Here is a 17,087-nt window from a genome sequence, read left to right as displayed (position 1 = left end):
TGCATTGCATCCCTTTTTTTATGAATTGATAATTTTATTTACGCTCGCCTGTATAACCCGATAAATCAGCTAGTTCATCTAAAGAGCGCTCGCCTGAAACCATCTTGCCATTAATTTCCCAAGTAGGATAACCCTTAATGCCTTTTTGCTCGCATAGTTGAGCCTCTGACTTTACTCCATTAGGAGGATTGGCAGCACATTCCACGTAAGGAATTAGTTTCTTTGCCTCGCCAAATCTTGCTTTCTGATCCTGACAATGCGGACACCAATATGCGCCATACATCTTGGCATTGGTGGCAGTCAAGTGATGGGCGAGCCTACCAGCAAAAGAATTACTTTGCACAGCAATCTTAGTTTGGCTAGCATAAACACCAACAGTAGCTGTCAAGGTGATGATCGCCACGATCGCACCTGTGAAGAACAACTGCCCCACATCTTTCCAAGAGTTGCCAAATACTGTCAGCAACCAAATCAAAGCCATGTTTGTCGCGGAGGTGACACAGTAAAGGCAAAACTGTGGTTGTCCGTTAATGCTGTCAACTTTGCCTGAGGCAAGTAGATACATTAAGTAACCACTAAACACAAATGTTGCTGACGAAACCATAAACATCAAGAAATTGGCAACTTCCTTGATTTTGGCTTGCTCTTTAGGGTCGTCGCGTTTTAGCAACATTGGCACTCCAGCCAGAAGCCCCAGAGTCAGATAGCCTAAAGCTCCAAAAATCGTGAGGGGAATACCAAAGATTTTGGCATATTCACTACTTAGTACTAGGTCACAACCACTGCCTTGAACATCACAAAGAGCAACTTTTTGCCCAAAGAAGTGTGTGACGGTTAAATAGGTTGTAAGCGAAAAGCCAAATATAGCGATCGCAATGATCGCAGGGTGCGACCATCGATGCAACCAAGGCTCAGATCGTTTTCGCGTATTTGTTCCAGACAATTTGTACCTACCTGCTAATAGCCCCGTTGAAAATCACAGCGCATATTGCACCATGATTTCCAAATTATAAGAGTTTATTCAATCTACTTTTACCCAATTGACACTGTTGGCGATCGCAATATTTGCTCTTCAGCCAGATTTTTTTTGCGATTAGCAATATCCAAACGGACAGCATCAACAAAACGGCTGACCCGAATCGGATCGATCGCCTGTTGAATCTGACCATTTCGCTTGAGAGAACTGGAAACAATGACACCATCAGCATATTGCATCAGTTGCGGCACATTGTCCCATGTTGCGCCAGATCCAACAAATAGAGGCGTGTCACCACAGGCAAGCTTTGCTTCCTTGAGATCCTCAGTTGTCGGTGGATTGCCTGTTGCCCATCCTGATAGAATCACGGCATCGGCAAGTCCGCGATGAATCGTATCGTGAACCGCCGCAGTAATTTGGGGCACAGAAATGGGTTGAGCGTGCTTGACCAAAACATCAGCAAAGATTTTCACATCTGTACCGAGTTCGCGGCGATAACGCAGCAGTTGATAAGCATCACCTTCGATAATGCCTTGATCGGTTGCCATTACGCCCATGAGGACATTGACACGGATAAACTGAGCGCCTACACAGGAGGCGATCGCCATCGCGCTATGACCGTCATTCCTCAGAACATTAATGCCTACGGGGATACCCACCATCTGTTTGACTCGATGCACAACCAGACTCATGGCACTAACCACCGCAGGATCAACACGATCTTTAGTAAAGGGAGCGTCAAAAAAATTCTCTACGATAATTCCTTGAACTCCGCCTGCGGCAAGGGCAGTGGCTTCTTGTTCGGCTCGATCAATGACCTCTTTAAGGCTGCTCCCCCAACGCGGTGAAGTAGGCAATGGTAAAAGATGAATGACCCCTATTACGGGTTTTGATGTATCAAATAAACTAATTAAATCCACATGCGTGATGTTTATAAAAATTTGGGTAAAAAGCTCAGTTACTAGCTTTTAATTTAACTCGATTATGAGTGCATAATTTTATCGTGAATTCGATCCCGTCATTTCAATTTCTAGCGATAATACAGAAAATGAGTTTTAGCGATCGCGCCAATAGCAAAGGAGCAAAATAAATGACTCAAGCAATTGCACCACCATTGACCCTGTACGAGCGCGATCTTGATCTGTGGTTAGAGACTGTGATCACCCAATTAAAAGCAGGTGATTTTCACAATCTTGATGTCGAAAATTTAATAGAGGAGTTAGAGGGCTTGTCAGGCAGTAACAAACGTGAGATTGAGAGCAGACTCAAAAGATTAATCGAACATATCCTGAAACGATGCTATGTCGATATGCCTGAATGTTATCGTGGCTGGCTGTTAACAATATTCGAGCAACGAGATGAACTAAAATCACTGCTCAGACAGTCACCTAGCCTCAAGCGTCACTTTTTGAAAATGTTTGATGATTGCTTTGAAACTTCTTTAAAGCGGCTCAAGATTGAATACCCTGATTACCAATTCCCCGATACATGGCAATTTGGGCGGGATATCGACACAATGCTCAATGTTGATTTTTGGGAATAGCTACAGCGCTTTGCGCTGACTTGAAACCCAGAGAAATTTGTGAAAGCACGGCTTCGCCGTGCTTTCACAAATTTCTCTGTAATACTTTAAGTAAGCCTCAACAGGCTGTATTATGCTTTCCTCGATAAATCCTTGAGCGCATGGGAATACGAGGTTTTAAATATTAAGTGGCGGCGCGAAGCGCCGCCGCTTATATTTTGGGTTTATGATTGGGAAGAAAAGTCGGTAATTATTCATGCTCTCCACTCCTCTTGTCACAGATATTTCTACGGATATCCTGATCCTGTCCAATGGACCAGGGGAGCTGACCACATGGGTATATCCTTTTCTGAAAGCTTTGGAAAGTGCGTGGCGATCTCCAGATGATGCAGCGAAAACTCGGATCTCGATCGCCCTTGCCCCTTGTCAAAATGCCAGTGGACAGGAAGCGCAACTCGCTAAAAGTTTTCCCAATGTTGATCGCGTCTTGCCGCAGGAACAATTTTTCGATTTTCTAATATGGGGCAAAACTCCTGATTGGCAATGGGCTAAACAGGGCATGGTCGTATTTTTGGGAGGGGATCAGTTTTTTGCCTTAGCGATCGCTAAACGGCTGGGCTACAAAACTCTAATCTATGCTGAGTGGGAGGCAAGATGGTATCGCTGGGTGGATTTGTTTGCCGTACGAAATGAGGCGATCTCCACTAAAATTCCTAGCCCATTCCGACACAAAGCGCATGTAATTGGGGACTTAATGGTGGATCGCCTAGATTCCCAACCGCAATCAGAATCACTCACCCAGAAGCGTATTTGTTTTATGCCGGGATCAAAGGGACACAAACTCAGGATTGGTGTGCCTCTAGTTGTGGCGATCGCTGATATTTTGCACCAAAAGTATCCTGATATTGAACTAGCGATCGCCCTTGCGCCTACGACGACACCCGAAATTTTAGCGACCTATGCCCAGTTCAGTTTTCCAACCGCAGATAGTGAGGGATCGACGGCAAACTTGGCTGATGGCAACTTATTAACCGCAAAAGGAACAACTATCAAGATTCATCGTGAATTTCCTGCCCATGCCCTCATCAAGAGCAGTCAACTTTGCGTTACTACTGTTGGCGCAAATACTGCTGAGCTTGCCTCTCTTCATCAACCGATGATCGTCCTTTTGCCAACAAATTTTACTGACATGAAAATTGGCTGGGATGGAATATGGGGGTTACTAGCGGCTGCCCCATTATTAGGGAAGGTACTATCCAAGATCATTAATTCCATTCTCATCTCCCAAATTCAGAAAAAAGGTCAATTACTAGCTTGGCCAAATATCTGGGCAGGTGAAGCGATCGTGCCAGAGTTTTTAGGAGAACTTACGCCTACCCAAATTGCTGAGCAAATTGTGGTTTATCTGGAGCATCCTGAAGAACTAGAGAAAGTGCGAGATCGCTTAAAACAAGTATGCGGAGAAGCAGGTGCGGCCAGCAAACTTGCCGCAATGGTCATCAACGCAATCTAAAAGCCTCGCAATGCGAGGCTTTTAGACGCTATTCCCAATCGAAAAAAAGTGAATAGAGGTGTGCGGCAAAGCCGCACACCTCTATTCACTGGGAAGTTAGTAAAACAAAGAGTTCGCATTGCGAACTCTTTTTGCAATTTAGGCGACTGTGGCAGCAGGGTAGCAAACATTTGTGCCACCTAGACCACAATAGCCATTGGGGTTTTTAGCAAGATATTGCTGATGGTAGCCCTCAGCATAATAAAACTCGCCTGCATCACGAATTTCCGTGGTAATACCTTGCTTCATGCCCGAAGCCTTCAGTGCATCCTGATAAACTTCTCGCGAATCCTCAGCTAACTTGCGTTGGACATCGTTGTAGACATAAATACCTGAACGATATTGCGTTCCCTGATCATTGCCCTGACGCATTCCCTGTGTGGGATTATGGGATTCCCAAAAGACTTTTAGCAAATCGGAGTAGCTAATTACCTTGGGATCGTACACAACTAGGACAACTTCATTATGTCCAGTCATGCCAGAGCAAACCTCTTCGTAGGTGGGGTTAGGTGTTAAGCCTGCGGCATAACCGACAGCCGTTACATAAATCCCCTTTTGTTGCCAGAATCGACGCTCTGCTCCCCAAAAACATCCCAAACCAAATACAGCAGTTTCCATTCCTTCAGGAAAAGGCGGTTTCAGCGCATTGCCATTGACAAAATGGTGTGACGCTGTGGGAATTGCTGTAGATCTGCCAGCAAGAGCATTTGCCGCAGTTGGAAGTGTTAGTTTTTTGCCAAGTCCAAATAACATAATGCTCACTAAAAAAATAAAAAATGTTTAGCATTCACATAAGAGGTAAGGCAAAAGGGCAGTCCCCTCATTTGATGCTGAATTGCTATATCAAAAATTTCTAATAATTAAACTGACATCCAGCGATCGCTGATATGCACAGATATGGATCTTGTAAAGATCCTCTTTATGCATTTATCTCATAAAAAACTAGGGGCATCAGCCCCTGTAGTCATTGATCAATTTAGTGATTACAGAGTCTGACCGCTAAATGCAGGAAAGCGGTCGAACTTAAAATCCAGTGAGTCATCATAAACTGTGAGATTTTCTGGTCTGCAACGTTTAACTGTTACAGCCAAACCCTTAGACCCTTCAGCCTCTAAATCTTCGATGTAACCACTTTTGGCAGATTCAGCTTCAGACTCATTGCTGAAAGGTCCAAAATAATAAGTACAACGTGGTGAATCGGTGACAATTTCGACCCACACTGCCAAACCAAACGTTTCGAGAATTGATGTAAAAATGTTCTTAAACAAGTTACCACCCATGAGTTTACATAGCTAAAGTGAATGGTTTAGGTGAATGACAAAGCCTTAAATTTAAAGCTTTCTTCCTATATCTTTATATAACTTAAAACATGACTTCAAGACAAATTGTTCAGGTTTAACGTATTTACCCAACGTTGTCTGAAAATCTCATATAGCGCCATTCCTGTCGCTACTGATGCGTTTAAGCTTTCCACTTTTCCATCTAAAGGAATAGATACAAGGAAGTCGCAATTTTTCTGAATGGAAAGACTTAATCCTTCTCCTTCCGCTCCAATCACCAAAGCGATCGCTCCAGTAAATTTGGCTTTGTGAATGGCATCACCTGAACTTGCGACAGTTCCATATACCCAAAAACCAGCTTCCTTAATTTTCTCAAGGGCACGATTGAGATTGACTACACGCGCAACGGGAAGAATTTCCAATGTACCCGCAGCAACCTTAGCGACAGTGGCTGTGATCCCCGCCGCACGACGCTGAGGAATCACGAGAGCCTGCGCTCCAAGAGCTGCTGCACTGCGAATAATTGCTCCCAAATTATGGGGATCAGTGATTCCATCAGCTATCACAATCACAGGATTAGTAGATTTCTCTTTTGCCTTCACAATCAATTCATCAAGATCCGCATATTCATAAGCGGAAACTTGAACGGCGATCCCTTGATGTCTACCATTTTCAGTGATGCGATCAAGACGGGTATTGTCCACTTCATCAACTACGGCTCCGCCTGACTTAGCTTCATCAATGAGGGGCAAGAAGTCAGCGGAGTAACGCAGTCTGGGTGTGACCCAAATACGGTTAATGCTGCGATCGCTATTTAATACTGCTTCAACGGCATGACGACCATAGACAATATCAGGATTTGCTTCAGCTTGGCTGGGTGGCACAATCGCTAGTTCGCCATCGGGATCAAGATTGCGCGAAATTGGTGGCAGCGATCGCCTTTCAAAGTTGGGAACCGATGGACGATCTCCAAAGTTGCGATCTCGATCAAATTTGCGGTCAGGACGATCACCAAAATTGCGATCGCGATCAGAGCGATCAAATTTACGTTCAGGACGATCACCGAAATCACGATCGCCACGCTCAGAGCGCTCAGGGCGATCCCGATCAAACTTGCGATCGCCAAACTTCTTGTCACCAAATTTATCGCCAAATTTCTTATCGCCGAATTTTTTATCGCCGAACTTCTTTTCAGCAAACTTGTCCCCAATCTTTTTGGCGATCGGCTTATCAAACTTGCGATCGAATCTTGGTTCAGGTGCATCTGCTCGTCTCTCAAAACTCTTTTCGGGGCGACGATCTGCATATTTGTCTGAATACCTGTCAGATTTGCCTGAATATTTAGAATCAGAGCGGCTGTCTGCGGCTTTGTAAGGTTTATCAAAGGACTTTTCTGCTCGGTCTGGGCGCTTATCCGAGCGTTTGTCAGCATATTTATCTGAATACTTACCAGCACGGCTGTCAGTCCGTTTGTCCGAATATTTATCGAAAGACTTTTCTGGACGACTCTCGAAATTCCTATCTATGTCTCTATTGGACTTTTTCTTCTTCGATTTCAGTTTGGGTTGCGATGTCATGGCGATGGGGGATCGATGTGGCTAAGTAGCTGAGTAAAAATTTGGTCGAGGCGATCGCGATCGGTTAAGTAAAGATAACCAATCAGTACCTCAAATCCTGTTGCTTTTTGATAAATGTGAGGATTGACTTTACGGGGAGCCGATCCCGCAGCATTGCGCCCGCGTCTTACGAGATCGGACTCAAATTCTGTGAGATCAAGTTTTTCGAGGAGTTGCGCTTGTTGCTCTGCTCTGACTTGACTAACTACAAGTTGGTGATATTGCTTAGCAGTACGTGGCGGTAGCAAGTAATGCAATCGCATCTGCATTTCATAAATAGCATCTCCAATATAGGCTAGAGCAGAGACTGGGATCTCAGCGATATTGTCAATAGTTCGGCTAAGAGACATTATGGAATAATGCCGTTACACAAGAGTTTGCTTAAAGTACGTTTGGACAACAATGTTTAGATACTGACGTAGATATTTAACATTTACATTTATTTTAGACACTGATGGGCAAGCATTGCTTGCCCATCAGTATTTATAAACTTTGTCTTACTTACATCATAAGTTGATTCTGCCTAAATCAGCACAATCTCGAGACAATAGTTTTTGAAAGTCGGTAGATTCAATACAAACATCAAAACAAGAAGATTTGCCCCAATTAATCTCCCTAAACATCTAGTGATTAAGTTTTGTTCATTTTTGACTCAACTTAATTTTAAAGTTTTACGTCGAGCGTGATTTTGTGATGTAGATCGTGAGTGGATTCTCTAGCCTTGCTTGGGCTGATCAATTTTTGCCAGAGCTTCATCAATTGATGTCTGGAGTGATAGGAATTGGTCTAAGCGGACTAGTTTGACAGTTTGGGTAACTCTAGGATTGGTAATAATCTGAAGAGTGCCACTCAGCCCCTGAGTTTTTTTAGCCATTTGCACCAAAACCCCAAGCCCAGAGCTATCGACAAAATCAATGGTTGACAGATCTAAAATCACATTAGAAGGTCCATCCTCAACGCACTTACCAATTACCTTCTTAAAGGCTGGCTCAGAAAAAGCGTCGAGAAGACCTGTGAGGCGGATCAATTGATAGGTGTCCTTGACTTCGCGGCTGCCTCGTAAACTCACAGTCAGGGTTAGCGGTTCAGGAATAATGACCTCCAAGCGGTGCGAACGTACCTTAATTTGCGGATATATTGTATTTGCTTTGTCCGCACTTGTCCAGAAAATTGTTAAATTACCCTATCGTTAGCATTAGCTGGTTTGGTTTTATAATTGGGATTCTGCCCAATAACCCATCAGATTGTTTATGTCATCGATCGCCCAAATTCGGCAAACCTTAATCAATAAAGAGCGATCAGCAACTGAAATTGCTCAAGAGTTTTTAGATCGCATTGATCGGCTAGAACCGAAATTACATAGTTTTGTCACTGTTACTCCCGAAGTGGCGATCGCCCAAGCAAAGGTCATTGATGCTGCGATCGCCGCAGGTGAGACCTTACCAGCATTAGCAGGTGTCCCCCTTGGCATGAAAGACAATATGTGTGTCAAGGGAATGCCTACTACCTGTGGCTCCAATATGCTCAGAAATTTTGTGCCCCCCTATGAGGCGACAATTACCGCTAAATTGCGTGAGGCTGGAGCCGTGATGGTTGGTAAGACTAACCTCGATGAGTTTGCGATGGGTAGCTCAACGGAAAACTCAGCAATCGCCCAAACTACGAATCCTTGGAATACAGACTATGTTCCAGGAGGATCGTCAGGTGGCTCGGCAGCAGCAGTTTCTAGTGGTGAATGTGTAATTGCGACAGGTTCCGATACGGGTGGCTCGATTCGTCAACCTGCTTCCTATTGTGGTGTGGTGGGACTAAAGCCTACCTATGGACTAGTTTCCAGATTTGGACTAGTTGCCTTTGCTTCATCCCTCGATCAAATTGGTCCTTTTGCTAACACCGTTGAAGATGCGGCGATTTTCTTGGGTGCGATCGCAGGTTATGACCCTAAGGATTCAACAAGCATTAAGACAGAAATTCCTGATTATGCTGCTTTATTAACACCTGATCTAACTCAATCCCTCAAGGGCAAAAGAGTTGGTGTAATTACCGAAACCTTCGGTGAAGGTTTAGATAGTGAAGTGGAAGCTGCGGTCAGAAAAGCGATCGCCCATTTCGAGAGTATGGGTGCAGAGGTTTATGAAATTTCCTGTCCACGTTTTCGCTATGGCTTACCTACCTATTACATCATTGCTCCCTCTGAGGCATCGGCAAACCTCGCCCGCTATGATGGCGTAAAGTATGGCTTGCGGGATGAAAATGCCGATAATTTGCTGAGTATGTATGAGAATACTCGCGAGCAAGGTTTTGGTGCGGAAGTCAAGCGACGGATCATGATTGGGACATATGTACTGTCCGCAGGTTATTACGATGCCTATTACCTGAAGGCGCAAAAAGTCAGAACTTTGATTGTGCAAGACTTCCAAAAAGCTTTTGAGCAAGTCGATGTCCTCGTATGCCCCACGGCTCCGACTACCGCTTTCCAAGCTGGCAGTAAAACTGAAGATCCACTTGGGATGTATCTATCGGATTTGATGACTATTCCTGTCAACCTTGCGGGACTACCTGGAATTAGTATTCCTTGCGGCTTTGACTCCAAAGGTTTGCCCATCGGTCTCCAACTGGTCTCTAACGTGTTGCGAGAAGATGTGCTGTTGCAAGTCGCCTATGGCTACGAGCAGTCAACGGAATGGCACAAGCGCCAACCTAAAATTTAATACCAAAACACAAAATGGCATTGCCATTTTGTGTTTTTAATCCTGATTGGGTTGGTTTTTTAATTCACAAGAGTGTTGGTACACTTTCGTAAAGAGACTCAGATAAGCAAAGCTTTTTGCTTATCTGAGTCTCTTTACGATTAGTTTGTATGTACCTTTGCCTGTGCGATCGAAGGCATTGACGATGGTGCGATAGGTTCCTGTAAAGGGTAACTCAACGGTAATCGATGCACTGGTACGACTTGGCAAGCCATTGTTCTCTTTTAAAACTTTGCTGTTGGGGGCAAATAGGACTAGATAGGGGTGAAAGTCGGAACTGACCAGATCGATTTGGACGATTTGTCCTGCTTGGGCATTAAAGCTAAAGGTATCGAATAGACTGCCATCTCTGGCTAAGACGCGGCTCTTGTCGTCTAAAGTGCCATTTTTTTGTAAGAGGATATCGCGATCGCTTGTTGTCTCGGCTGTGAAGTTATTGCTGATGCGACCTGAGAGGGTAAAGGAACCTGTATCGCCGACTTCATAGGAATTGGCATAGAGAGTATATTTGCCTGTGCTAGGTAAGGTAATGGCAATACGGGCATTTTTGCCGCCGCCACCATCATCATCCTCGGCAATTTTGCGCCCCTTAGCGTCGAATAATACGAGGTAGGGATCAATCCCATTACCGCGCATCTCGATCACTACCGATTGTCCTGCTTGACCCTGAAACTGATATGCCTTGTAGTAGCTGCCATCGGGCAAGGTATTGTCATTTGTGCCGAGGGTGGAGGTAATCGGATTGCCATCTAAGGTTAGAGTGCTGGGGTTAGGTAGGTTTGCGACGGAACTCGGGACTCTACCTTGACGAGCTGCCGCTATAAATTGATTAACAGTATCGGCTTCGATCGCTAAACCAATGCCACTATTTGTCGAAGTGGTGGTAAAAATTGCGGTGTTTACGCCCACTAATTCCCCACGACTATTGAGCAAAGGTCCACCCGAATTTCCGGGATTGAGAGCGGCATCGGTTTGTAATAATTTGCGATCGCGATCGATGCGACTGATGATGCCTGTGGTGAGTGTGCCTGCAAAGCGTCCAAAGGGATTACCGATCGCAAAGGCACGCTGTCCTACTTGAATACCATTGGAAGTGGCGATGGTAACAGTTGGCAGATTGGTGGTGACTCCATCTAGTTTAATTAGCGCGAGGTCAGGGTTACGGCTACTGGCGATCACGGTTCCACGAAACTGACGCTTATCACTGAGGATGACATTAACGGTGGTGACACCCCGCACGACATGGGCATTGGTCAAAACTAAGCCTGTCGGATCAATAATTGAGCCACTGCCATTACCCCGTTGCGTTTGGATCGAGACGACCGCAGGGCTAGCTAATTTATAAACACGAATATTCGTATCTTCGTCGGATTGAGCCTGTGCGGGTGTGGATACCATGAAAGGAAGGGCGGCGATCGCATTCATGCCGCCGCATAGCACGAGGCTAGAGGCAACCAAATTTACAAAACCTTTTTTTATTCCTTTTTTCACAGCACCATCCTCAAACACAATCATCTTTGTCGATACCTTTAGCGATTTGCGGCTAGACAAATAGACTAGCTGCCATACTTGCTTGTTTCCAATCTATACCAAATGAAAAAATAGCTACGCCATTTCTTCATTTGAAAAACCTTACTGGGCTTGGTTTTTAATTAAATAGTTTGTGAAAGCGCAACCCAAAGGGTTGCGCTTTCACAAACTATTTAGGATTTATCTACAATCCCCAATATTTTACTCTGTCTGTGAGCCAGCTACTTTTGCGCCATTTGTCCACAATGGCAAAGACCCGATCGCGCAAGTCTAAATGCTGGAGTCCACGCGGTAAGGCGATCGCTAAACTATGTACGGCTAAGGGCTGACCAATAATTTCATATTCGGGGTGTTCCTTGAGCCATTGGGTGAGACTGCTGCGATCGCCAACAAAGGCTTTGACTTTACCTGCTTGTAGGGCAGCTAGACCATCCTCGTAGGAATTCGCGCCAATAATTGCTGCCTTGGGAAATTGCGATTGGATCACGGCAATGGATGCGGAATTTTTGAGAACAGCGATCGCTATGGGTTGGTTGAGGTCTTGACGGGTGTTGCCCTGCTTGGCGATCGCGATGGTGCTATCGGTGTAGTAGGGCAAGGAGAAATCAACTAGGCGTGTGCGATTGGTGGTGACGGTAATTTGGGCGATCGCTAAATCTACTTGATTATTGGCTAATGCAGATAGGCGATCGCGATTTTTGAGTGGGACAAATTCGACGGGTATATTTAGCTCTTTACCTAATTCACGGGCAAGTTCGATTTCTAATCCTGCTAAGTTGCCATTGCGATCGCGAAATCCCAATGGTGGCAAGTTGTCCTTAATGCCCACGATTAGTTTGCCGCGTTTCTGAATTGCATCTAGGGAATTGATGTCTGAATTTATGGCGGAGTTGTTATTGGAACTAGAGGCGATCGCATGGGTGAGTGGTTGGGCAGTGAGGGGATTTGCTAAATCCCATAAGGCGATCGGTGTTGCTATGGTGAGCGTGGATGAGACGACTGCTAAGCAATTTAGATACTGCCTTCTATTAGTTTGAGATTTGTTGCCTTTTTCTATCTGTCTCACACCCACATATCTCCACAATTGATTGAGGATTGCTAATGCAGTTTTCAAAGGAGTATGCATCCTTTGAAAACTGCTATAGGAATAGTAGCATTTACTTTTTGGTTGGAGATGGGCGATCGAGGATGACGCGAAAGAGAAAGGCGAGGGCGATAATAATCCAGAAGGTTGGATCGTTAACAAATGCAGGATTGGTGTTTGGGTTATCTGCGTTGTTGTTTTGGGCGATCGCTTGAGTTGTAACTTGCTTTTGATTTTGAGTATTCATATTTTTGAATTGCCTTTGGTTGTTTTGACAATATCAAGAATCTCAAATTAGGTTTGGAGGTCACTCCACATACATAGCCTTACAAGCCTTACATTGCCTTACATATTTCCTTACATAGTCAGGGTTACAGAACTTACCTCCACTACCACAAAAAAGATCAAAGGCTGTAGGGGCAAAGCATTCCCGCAATAATTTACAAATTTACCGAGCTTTTTAAATCGGGAATGCTTTGCCCTTAATCTCAAATCGCAGGGACAATTTTTTAAATCGGGAATGTTTTGCCCTCAACCTTGAATATGCATCGATTATTCTCAAACCGCAGGGAAAATTTATCGGTAAAAGCGGAGAGGGTTCAGCATTTGCAGAGTGATATCTCTGTGATGGGTTTTGAGATTGTGGAGCAAATGCTGAACCCCTACAGGTTTTGTTCATCTTAAATTTTCGGTTAAGATAAGCCTATCTAATCGCCAGATTGCCTATGTTTCCTCGCAATTTCTTAACTGATTTGGCTCGTAAGTACGAGTTGTCTCCTGAACAAGAAGAAGTGTTTTTGCTTTGGTGGGGCAATGGTAAGGGAGATCGCGAGATATCGGAACAACTACATGTCACAGTTGAGGCAATCCGCAATCGCAAGACTGGTATTTACAAGAAATTTAGTATTACGGGTACTGGCGCGAATAAGGCGAATAAGTTGAGAAATTGGTTAGAGACAGAGGCGAAAAAGCAAAATGTAAAAGCTGATCTTCAACCTGACGACAATCTCGATCTCCTAGTCCAAGAGGTGAAGCAAAAAATCGCGGCGGATGTTACTGAGTGTTGTGGAACAATGAGAGTGTTGGATATGACGCAACCTCTTGATCTAGCTCGTATTTATACCGATGTTAGTATCATAAAAGAGCTGACTGGACTACGACGCATTGGATATGACGAGGTGATGGATGTTTGTACTCGCGAACATTTTGACCGCTTTTTAGTGGGAACAAATCAAAAACGGGTGACGAGTTTTGATGCGGTAAATAAGTTGCAAAAGCTGATTGTATTAGGCAAACCGGGGGCGGGGAAAACTACATTTATGAAATATTTGGCGATGTCTTGCCTCAATGGAAAATTTCATGGGGAGCTTGTGCCAATCTTTGTGACTCTGAAAGTTTATGCCGAAACTAGGGGCGAACCATCGTTACAGGAATATATTTTTAGTGAGTTGCAACAGCGCAAGGTGACGCGAGATTCAGTAGAACGCTTGCTAGAAAATGGGAAAGCTTTGATCTTGTTGGATGGATTAGATGAAGTCAAAAAGGAAGACGATCAACGCGTTAAGCAAGATATAGATAAATTTTCTAGGGATTGGCTCAACAATCGATTTGTAATCACTTGTCGAATTGCAGCGCGGGACTATCAGTTTGAGAAGTTTACGGACGTGGAAATTGCTGATTTTGACAAACAACAGATATTGACGTTTGTAAATAAGTGGTTTCAGAAGAAAAGTCCGTCAAAAGCGGCGAGGTTGTTAAAGAATTTGAAAGAGAATAAATCTGTAAAAGAATTAGCGAAAAATCCTTTGTTATTGACGTTTTTATGTTTTGTTTTTGAGGAAAAAAATAATCTTTCTGAAAGACGATCTGATCTTCTCAAGGAATGTTTAAGTTTTTTACTAAAACAGTGGGATAAAAAACGTAATGTTGACAGAGATGTTTCAAGGCACTTTAGAGGGGAGCAAATATACAAAAAACTATCTTCTGAGGACAAAGCAGACATGCTTGCGAAAATCGCCTTTCGCTCCTTTGTAAGTGGGGAATATTTATTTCAACAAGAGGATTTACAACAACAAATTAAAGACTATATCTGCAATCTTCCCAAAGCCTCATCCGATCCTGACGCGCATAGCCTTGATCTTGAAGTTGTGCTAAAAACAATCGAGCACCATCATGGGCTGCTAGTGGAACGGGCAAGAAATATTTATTCCTTTTCACATTTAACTTTTCAAGAATATTTTACGGCACGAGAAATCGTGCGGGAATGTCAATGGGAGATGCTGGTAGCATATCACCGATCCACGATGGAAAGAAGTTTTCTTATTGACAGCAGAAATGTTGAGAGGCTCAGATGACTTTTGGCGATTGCTGAAAAAGCAGATTGATGGAATATTAGCCGAAGATGAGAATTTGCAAAAGTTTTTACTTTGGGCAAAACATAAGGCAGATTCAGTTCAGACAAATTATAAAACGGTTGCTGTAAGAGCTTATTACTTTGAATCTGAGTTATATGCCCTAGACATAGCCATTGACTATGCCATCGCTCTAATCCTAGCTATCGACCATAATCTCGCCATTGTTCATGAACGTGTCGTTGCCCTCGTCAAGCGACTCAATAGCCATGAAGATAGCGGTTTTAATAGCTCCGAAGATAGCGGTTTCAACAGATCTCAAAGCAGTGGGTTCAATAGACCCAAAAGCCGCGCTTTCCACGCCCCCGAATCCATCCTTGTGCTTAATGATAATGGCGATTCCACTATTGTTGTCAGAGTACCCAATGGCAGCACATGGAATGATAACAATTCCATGCTTGCTGTCAGTGCCCCCGATGGCACATGGCTTGCCTCTATAGTAAGCACTTCTGATTCCATCAAACTTAACTCCGACCTCAACCTTGACAGCAAACTGGCTAGCGCAAGCAAACTATCAGGCGAACATTCCCCTGATATTGAGGGCATACTCAAACTCGCTAGTGATATGGGTAACGATGTATTGCAACAAAAGCTACTATCACTTAAGGATAGATTACCCTATAAGCAAAGGAATTCTAATCATAACGTTCAATGGTGGCTAACTAACGGACAAGAATGGATAGGTGAATTGCGCCAATTATGCATCGACCACCGCAACATTTGTCACAATTGGAAGTTTACTGGTGAACAAGTTCAACTACTTGCAAAGTATTTCAAAGCCAATCTCCTCCTTGTCGAGTGCATGAACCGCAGCTACGTCAGCAAACAAGTCCGCGAAGAAATCGAAGCAACGATGCTGTTGCCAAGGAAAAAGTAAAAAGGTAAAAGTAAAAAGTTTGGGAATAGATGTTTTTTTACTTTTTACTTTTACCTTTTTACTTGAGTAACGCTTAACCATCTTCGCCTTCACCGATCGCTTGCCCCTGCGTTGCGAGGTTTAGGGCAGAGCATTCCCAAATTGAAGGAATCTGTAAAATCATCAACTTCTGCGAGAATGCAATGCCCCTAAGAGATTTTGGAACTATGGGGATATTTCATAATCATCCAGAGCGATCGCTTTAGCGAAACCCCTTACCCTGTGATGATTCTGTCCAAAGCATGAGCTGACCATCAGCATTCGCCGCAGCAAGCTTTTTGCCCTGTGGTTGCCATTGCAAAGCTGTAATCTCACCCATCGGAGTCTCAAGCGCCTGTACCCAGTCCTTCGCATCTTTCCAAATGGCGATTCTGCCATTTTCATCGGCGGATGCTAAGGTTTCGGTCTTAGGCTTAAAGGCAACAAAGCCCACAATGTTGTTATGTCCCTTAATGACCTCACCTTCCCAACCAACATTTAAGTCAGCATGTTTTTCCCACACCACCACATCGGAACCGCTTGAGGAAGCTAATAGGGGGGATGTTTTACTAGCTGTCCAGTCAAAGTAGCGAATCTTGCCTGGAAAGCCCTGCATCCGCCAAGGAGAAGCATCAAAATCCTTACCGAGCCACTGCATCACCACCACCAAATTATCAAGGGTGCTTGCCACGAGATATTCTCCTGAGGGATTCCAAACCATCTTTGCCGCAGCAGTGGGCATTTCAAAGAGAATAGGGTCTTCATACCAATCCTGTGCCGCCCAAACCTTAATCCCTCCATCACCACCAACGGAGAGATAGTCGCCACTGGGATGCCATGCGATCGCTAAAACCGTTGATTGCTCAAAATGCAAAGTAGTCACAATATCCAGAGTTTCTGCACTCCAGACCTGCACATATTTCCCTAAGCCAAAGGCAAATTCGGAACGGGTAGGATGCCAAACGAGATGTTCGATCCATGTTTTGCCAAGGTCGATCGTTGAGGCGATCGCAGGTTGCGCTCCTGCCAAGTCCCAGACACGCACCTTCCCATCCTGTCCCCCAGCCGCCAGCCAACGCCCATCGGCGGAAAAGCCCAAACAATCCACAGAAATTTCCGTTGGTGCTTGTAATTCCGTTTGTTTCTGAGCAAGGTCATTCCCTGCCTTTGCCTCATCGATCAGGACGATCTCTCCTGAAGCAGTCGCCGCCGCTAGATATTTGCTATTAGACGACCATGCGATCGCGGTGATGTATTCGCTGAGGGTAATTTGTGATTGAGGTTTGGAATTCAGGATGAGATTCGTCTTAGGCTTTGGCATATTGATTATTTGCTGATGTTATATGCAAGGAATTCTTGTGATGTCCAAGGTTGGGGGCTGGCACGGGGGCACAGCCCCTACAAGATCTAAAATTATACAGGTAGGGGCAAATCCCCCGTGGTTGCCCTGCCTTGTGATTTAGCAAGAGAT

At 44.4% G+C, this 17,087-nt stretch carries 16 protein-coding genes; 5 read left to right on the top strand and 11 right to left on the bottom strand.

The window, feature by feature from the left end; genetic code table 11:
• Positions 1–34: 34 nt before the first annotated feature.
• Entirely contained in the window at positions 35–943 is a 909-nt protein-coding gene (locus HC246_RS01360) for a vitamin K epoxide reductase family protein (RefSeq protein WP_169361824.1), read from the bottom strand.
• Positions 944–1,032: 89 nt separating this feature from the next.
• Positions 1,033–1,896, bottom strand: a complete 864-nt coding sequence (gene btpA / locus HC246_RS01355; RefSeq protein ID WP_169361823.1) for a photosystem I biogenesis protein BtpA — start codon at positions 1,894–1,896, stop codon at positions 1,033–1,035.
• 170 nt (positions 1,897–2,066) lie between these two features.
• On the opposite strand from btpA, the gene HC246_RS01350 reads away from it, so the two are divergent.
• On the top strand, positions 2,067–2,519 hold the full coding sequence (locus HC246_RS01350) for a DUF29 domain-containing protein (RefSeq protein ID WP_169361822.1): 453 nt from the start codon (positions 2,067–2,069) through the stop codon (positions 2,517–2,519).
• Between the two features lie 235 nt (positions 2,520–2,754).
• Entirely contained in the window at positions 2,755–4,011 is a 1,257-nt protein-coding gene (locus HC246_RS01345; protein ID WP_169361821.1) for a glycosyltransferase family protein, read from the top strand.
• Between the two features lie 138 nt (positions 4,012–4,149).
• Here HC246_RS01345 and msrA read toward each other — a convergent pair whose 3' ends face one another.
• From msrA to HC246_RS01320, 5 genes are all read right to left on the bottom strand, one after another.
• The gene (msrA, locus tag HC246_RS01340; RefSeq protein ID WP_169364415.1) at positions 4,150–4,806 is read right to left on the bottom strand and encodes a peptide-methionine (S)-S-oxide reductase MsrA; all 657 of its coding nucleotides are present in this window, start codon (positions 4,804–4,806) and stop codon (positions 4,150–4,152) included.
• Positions 4,807–5,033: 227 nt separating this feature from the next.
• Entirely contained in the window at positions 5,034–5,330 is a 297-nt protein-coding gene (locus HC246_RS01335) for a DUF1816 domain-containing protein (RefSeq protein ID WP_169361820.1), read from the bottom strand.
• Between the two features lie 95 nt (positions 5,331–5,425).
• On the bottom strand, positions 5,426–6,907 hold the full coding sequence (gene rlmB, locus HC246_RS01330; RefSeq protein ID WP_169361819.1) for a 23S rRNA (guanosine(2251)-2'-O)-methyltransferase RlmB: 1,482 nt from the start codon (positions 6,905–6,907) through the stop codon (positions 5,426–5,428).
• Positions 6,904–7,296, bottom strand: a complete 393-nt coding sequence (locus tag HC246_RS01325; protein WP_169361818.1) for a Mini-ribonuclease 3 — start codon at positions 7,294–7,296, stop codon at positions 6,904–6,906. The genes rlmB and HC246_RS01325 overlap by 4 nt, the downstream gene beginning before the upstream one ends.
• Positions 7,297–7,661: 365 nt before the next feature.
• Entirely contained in the window at positions 7,662–8,072 is a 411-nt protein-coding gene (locus HC246_RS01320; protein ID WP_169364414.1) for an STAS domain-containing protein, read from the bottom strand.
• A 124-nt stretch (positions 8,073–8,196) separates the two neighbouring features.
• Here HC246_RS01320 and gatA point away from each other — a divergent pair, with 124 nt between their 5' ends.
• Positions 8,197–9,657 (top strand): Asp-tRNA(Asn)/Glu-tRNA(Gln) amidotransferase subunit GatA, encoded by a 1,461-nt coding sequence (gene gatA, locus HC246_RS01315; protein ID WP_169361817.1) that lies wholly within the window; start codon positions 8,197–8,199, stop codon positions 9,655–9,657.
• Positions 9,658–9,777: 120 nt separating this feature from the next.
• Here gatA and HC246_RS01310 read toward each other — a convergent pair whose 3' ends face one another.
• The 3 genes from HC246_RS01310 to HC246_RS01300 form a co-directional block, all read right to left on the bottom strand.
• Positions 9,778–11,247 (bottom strand): trypsin-like peptidase domain-containing protein, encoded by a 1,470-nt coding sequence (locus HC246_RS01310; RefSeq protein ID WP_225902890.1) that lies wholly within the window; start codon positions 11,245–11,247, stop codon positions 9,778–9,780.
• A gap of 163 nt (positions 11,248–11,410) precedes the next feature.
• Positions 11,411–12,340 (bottom strand): transporter substrate-binding domain-containing protein, encoded by a 930-nt coding sequence (locus tag HC246_RS01305; protein ID WP_225902889.1) that lies wholly within the window; start codon positions 12,338–12,340, stop codon positions 11,411–11,413.
• A 43-nt stretch (positions 12,341–12,383) separates the two neighbouring features.
• Positions 12,384–12,557: a hypothetical protein gene (locus HC246_RS01300; RefSeq protein WP_169361815.1), complete on the bottom strand. Its 174-nt coding sequence runs from the start codon at positions 12,555–12,557 to the stop codon at positions 12,384–12,386.
• A 478-nt stretch (positions 12,558–13,035) separates the two neighbouring features.
• Between HC246_RS01300 and HC246_RS01295 the strand changes: the two genes are divergently transcribed.
• Together HC246_RS01295 and HC246_RS01290 are read left to right on the top strand one after the other, a co-directional pair.
• Positions 13,036–14,664: an NACHT domain-containing protein gene (locus tag HC246_RS01295; RefSeq protein WP_169361814.1), complete on the top strand. Its 1,629-nt coding sequence runs from the start codon at positions 13,036–13,038 to the stop codon at positions 14,662–14,664.
• The gene (locus HC246_RS01290; protein ID WP_169361813.1) at positions 14,645–15,598 is read left to right on the top strand and encodes an NACHT C-terminal helical domain 2-containing protein; all 954 of its coding nucleotides are present in this window, start codon (positions 14,645–14,647) and stop codon (positions 15,596–15,598) included. Before HC246_RS01295 ends, HC246_RS01290 begins: the two co-directional genes overlap by 20 nt.
• 241 nt (positions 15,599–15,839) lie before the next feature.
• Here HC246_RS01290 and HC246_RS01285 read toward each other — a convergent pair whose 3' ends face one another.
• Positions 15,840–16,937, bottom strand: a complete 1,098-nt coding sequence (locus tag HC246_RS01285; RefSeq protein ID WP_169361812.1) for a WD40 repeat domain-containing protein — start codon at positions 16,935–16,937, stop codon at positions 15,840–15,842.
• Between the last annotated feature and the right edge of the window lie 150 nt (positions 16,938–17,087).

Source organism: Pseudanabaena yagii GIHE-NHR1 (genome assembly GCF_012863495.1).
Classification (GTDB): Bacteria; Cyanobacteriota; Cyanobacteriia; order Pseudanabaenales; family Pseudanabaenaceae; genus Pseudanabaena; species Pseudanabaena yagii.
Note: the sequence above shows the minus strand (reverse complement) of the source record. Positions and strands in the feature narration are given on the sequence as shown.

What these genes read in the sequence shown, in the direction of transcription:
- HC246_RS01350 (WP_169361822.1), top strand. Translation starts at nt 2,067, where the DNA reads ATGACTCAAGCAATTGCACCACCATTGACCCTGTACGAGCGCGATCTT.
- HC246_RS01345 (WP_169361821.1), top strand. Translation starts at nt 2,755, where the DNA reads ATGCTCTCCACTCCTCTTGTCACAGATATTTCTACGGATATCCTGATC.
- HC246_RS01335 (WP_169361820.1), bottom strand. Translation starts at nt 5,330, where the DNA reads ATGGGTGGTAACTTGTTTAAGAACATTTTTACATCAATTCTCGAAACG.
- rlmB (WP_169361819.1), bottom strand. Translation starts at nt 6,907, where the DNA reads ATGACATCGCAACCCAAACTGAAATCGAAGAAGAAAAAGTCCAATAGA.
- HC246_RS01325 (WP_169361818.1), bottom strand. Translation starts at nt 7,296, where the DNA reads ATGTCTCTTAGCCGAACTATTGACAATATCGCTGAGATCCCAGTCTCT.
- gatA (WP_169361817.1), top strand. Translation starts at nt 8,197, where the DNA reads ATGTCATCGATCGCCCAAATTCGGCAAACCTTAATCAATAAAGAGCGA.
- HC246_RS01300 (WP_169361815.1), bottom strand. Translation starts at nt 12,557, where the DNA reads ATGAATACTCAAAATCAAAAGCAAGTTACAACTCAAGCGATCGCCCAA.
- HC246_RS01295 (WP_169361814.1), top strand. Translation starts at nt 13,036, where the DNA reads ATGTTTCCTCGCAATTTCTTAACTGATTTGGCTCGTAAGTACGAGTTG.
- HC246_RS01290 (WP_169361813.1), top strand. Translation starts at nt 14,645, where the DNA reads ATGTTGAGAGGCTCAGATGACTTTTGGCGATTGCTGAAAAAGCAGATT.
- HC246_RS01285 (WP_169361812.1), bottom strand. Translation starts at nt 16,937, where the DNA reads ATGCCAAAGCCTAAGACGAATCTCATCCTGAATTCCAAACCTCAATCA.